4 protein-coding genes are annotated in these 2,326 nt (G+C 55.8%); 2 read left to right on the forward strand and 2 right to left on the reverse strand.

The features are described 5' to 3' along the window. Positions 1–473, reverse strand: a 473-nt coding sequence (locus AC2FND_RS19985; RefSeq protein WP_496771449.1) for a glutamate-cysteine ligase family protein, incomplete at its 3' end; no start/stop codon positions are given. Between the two features lie 137 nt (positions 474–610). On the opposite strand from AC2FND_RS19985, the gene AC2FND_RS19990 reads away from it, so the two are divergent. Together AC2FND_RS19990 and AC2FND_RS19995 are read left to right on the forward strand one after the other, a co-directional pair. After that, complete coding sequence (locus AC2FND_RS19990; RefSeq protein ID WP_496771450.1) at positions 611–1,462, forward strand: class I SAM-dependent methyltransferase; 852 nt, start codon at positions 611–613, stop codon at positions 1,460–1,462. A 71-nt stretch (positions 1,463–1,533) separates the two neighbouring features. Beyond that, positions 1,534–2,010 carry a fasciclin domain-containing protein gene (locus AC2FND_RS19995; RefSeq protein WP_209504046.1) on the forward strand — a complete coding sequence of 159 codons (477 nt, stop codon included), beginning with the start codon at positions 1,534–1,536 and terminating at the stop codon, positions 2,008–2,010. Between the two features lie 68 nt (positions 2,011–2,078). Here the strand turns inward: AC2FND_RS19995 and AC2FND_RS20000 are convergent. Continuing rightward, positions 2,079–2,326: L,D-transpeptidase (locus tag AC2FND_RS20000; RefSeq protein ID WP_496771451.1), on the reverse strand; the 248-nt coding region annotated here is incomplete at its 5' end.

Below are 2,326 nucleotides of genomic sequence, written 5' to 3' on the forward strand. Positions count from 1 at the left end.
GTCGACAACGCCAAAAGATGCGGCAAAAAGTACGACAATTGCGGCATCAGATCAGACCGCAAGGCTTGGCTTTCAACCCCGACATGAACATGCATTCCGCAGATCAGCATCCGGCGGGCCACACCCCCCAGCGCGTGTTGCAGCGCATCATAGCGTTCCTTTCGAGTGTGATGCTGATCCTTCCAGTTCGCAAAAGGGTGGCACGACACGGCTATTGGCGACAGGTTGTATTCCGCGGCCCGTTCCGAAACACAGGAGCGCAGGCGTTTCAGGTCCTCGCGCGCTGAAGCGATGGTTGTATGTGGGCGGGTGCCGACTTCGATCTGGCATTGCAGGAATTCGGGGCTGACCTGTCCTTCGAAATCATTCTGACAGGCTTCCATCAACGCTTCGGGAGCTTCGGACAATTGGAGGCTGTCGCGGTCTACAAGAAGGTATTCTTCTTCGATCCCGATCGTGAATTCCTGCTGCATGGTGGCCCTCGCGGTAGTTATTTTGATCAGTGAATACGGAAATTTTCTTTTTGCCAAGGGTTTGCCCGGCTTGTCCTTGCAGAGGAACGACCAGCAAAGGTATGGAATAGCGCAGCAAAGACTACGGAGCCAGCGACTTGAAACCCAGAAAATTCCCACAGATCAACGCCGCCCTGGATGAGCTGGGGGTAAGACTGGTCGACAAGATCACCGAACAGGATGAGCGCGCGCGGCTGGAAGCCTTTGAGGCTGCCGGAGGTCTGACGCGCCCCGTCTATGCCTTGTCGCCGGGAATGGACGGGTTTGATATCTCTCAGCTGGTCAGTGAATACACTGCGCACAAGAATGCGCTAGAGGCGCTGAAGGATCCTGAACGCAATCAGACCGGCTATCGTGCTGGAAACGGCTATTACGACAGCCCGGATGCGGATGCCCTGTATCTGATGATCCGACGCTTTCAGCCCCGGCGGGTGATCGAGGTTGGATGTGGTAATTCGACCCGAGTAACCCGGCAGGCGGCCATCGATGGCTGGTTTGACACCACGATTACGGCAATCGATCCGTATCCCCGCGCTGACATTGCCCATGTTGTTGATCGGTTCGAGCAAAAACGGCTGGAAGAGGCCGACCCGGTACTGTTTTCAGAGCTGGAAGCCGGCGACGTCCTGTTTATCGACTCCAGCCATGTTGTGCGGATGAGCAACGACGTCGCGCACTTGTTCTGCCGCATCATTCCGACACTGAAGCCCGGAGTAGTGATCCATGTGCACGATGTTTTTCTGCCCTACGAATACCCCAAGCGGTTCTTCTATGACTGCCCGGGCTGGGGTGAGCAGTACATGTTGCACGCTTTGCTGCAATCTGGCGCGTATTCAATGCTTTGGCCGGGATATTACCTGCAACAGGATCGGCCCGATGCTGTCGCCAATTTGCCCTTTTTGGCTGAAGGGCGCGCGCAAAGCATCTGGGTGCAGCTAAAAGAAAAGTGATCTCAGACTGATCCGGCGTGACGAAAGCCCCGTACCTCTTTCCATAACAAGCTGGAGAGGAGAAGACAGCCATGTTACGTCGTACTTTTATGGGCGCAGCCGCCGCATTTGCATTTGCCATGCCGCTCAAGGCGCAGGCAGCAGATATCGTTGATACCGCTGTAGCGGCCGGATCATTCAACACGTTGGTTGCCGCAGTTCAAGCTGCAGGTTTGGTGGATACCCTGAAAGGAAAAGGTCCATTCACCGTCTTTGCCCCAACAGACGAGGCGTTTGCTGCATTGCCCGAAGGCACGGTGGAAACGTTGTTGTTGCCGGAGAACAAAGATCAGCTCGTGTCGATCCTGACGTACCATGTTGTACCAGCCAAGGTGATGTCTGGCGACATCGCTGGCAAGCGCGCGAAGGTTCTGACTGTTCAGGGTGATCGGCTGAGCGTGAATGCCAAAAACGGCGTCAAAGTGAATGACGCCAAGGTCATACAGGCAGATATTGAAGCAAGCAATGGTGTGATCCACGTGGTCGACACTGTTATCCTGCCGGAATGATGCTCTGTTCCTGAAGAGTCAAAAGCCCCGGCGTATGACCGGGGCTTTTGCTTTTCTGAGCTGGTAGATCAGACCAAACGAACCTGTGTGCCAATCTGGACCAGCGGATACAGTTCCTCGACATGTTGGTTGTACAGGCCGATACAGCCAGACGAGCTCTGCCGGCCGATCTTGCGGGTATCATGCGTGCCATGAACCAGGTAAGCGGGCCAATCCAAATACATCGCGCGGGTGCCCAGTGGGTTTCCGGGATCACCGCCATCGATCCGAATGGGCAGGCTGGGGTCACGCTCGCGCATCGAGGCGGTCGGTGTCC

The sequence above is a fragment of the Ruegeria sp. BHSB056 genome (genome assembly GCF_059613305.1).